The organism is Microtetraspora sp. NBRC 13810, from assembly GCF_030268685.1.
Taxonomy (GTDB): Bacteria; Actinomycetota; Actinomycetes; order Streptosporangiales; family Streptosporangiaceae; genus BSRQ01.
On record NZ_BSRQ01000065.1, the window covers coordinates 1 to 651 of the forward strand.

The following is a 651-nucleotide window of genomic DNA, read 5'->3' on the forward strand; positions in this document are numbered from 1 at the left end:
GTATGCGCCGAAGGACCGGTCCCAGCGGGCGATGTCGTCCACGGTGGAGTAGATTCCGGTCGCGGAGAACGCCTGGGAGCCGTTGATGGGCGCGGCCGGTGACCCGGGCGTGTAGTAGCCCTTCGCGTACCCGGCGGGCGGGTTGCCTCTGCTGTAGCCGGTGTGCCGCAGGTGCAGCGGGCCGGTGATCTCCTCGTGCAGCACGGTGCCGTACGGCTTGCGGGTCACCGCCTGGATGATCGCCCCGGCCAGGACGTAGCCGCCGTTGCTGTACTTCCAGCTGGTGCCGGGTTTGAAGTCCAGCGGCCTGTTCACGAACCGCTGGATGAGCTCGCGGGTGGTGGTCGGCTGGGAGAGCTTGGCGTAGAAGTCCGGCAGTTCCTGGATGTTGACGATGCCGGAGGTGTGGGTGAGGATCTGGCGGATCGTGATGGGCCGCCACGCCTGCGGGCAGGTGCTGATGTATGCCGGGATGAGATACGGGCAGATCGGGTCGTCCAGGCCGAGCAGCCCGCGGTCACGCAGCTTCAGCATGATCATCGAGGTGAACTGCTTGGTGACCGAGGCGATCCGGAAGACCGTGTCCGGCCGGTTGGGGATGCGCCTCTCCGCGTCCGCCGCACCGGCGGCGGCCCGCACCAGCACCTCCCC

1 protein-coding gene is annotated in these 651 nt (G+C 68.2%); it reads right to left on the reverse strand.

Going from position 1 to position 651, the window contains the following annotated elements:
• Positions 1-639: serine hydrolase domain-containing protein (locus tag QSK26_RS41460; protein WP_285780857.1), on the reverse strand; the 639-nt coding region annotated here is incomplete at its 3' end.
• Positions 640-651 lie beyond the last annotated feature (12 nt).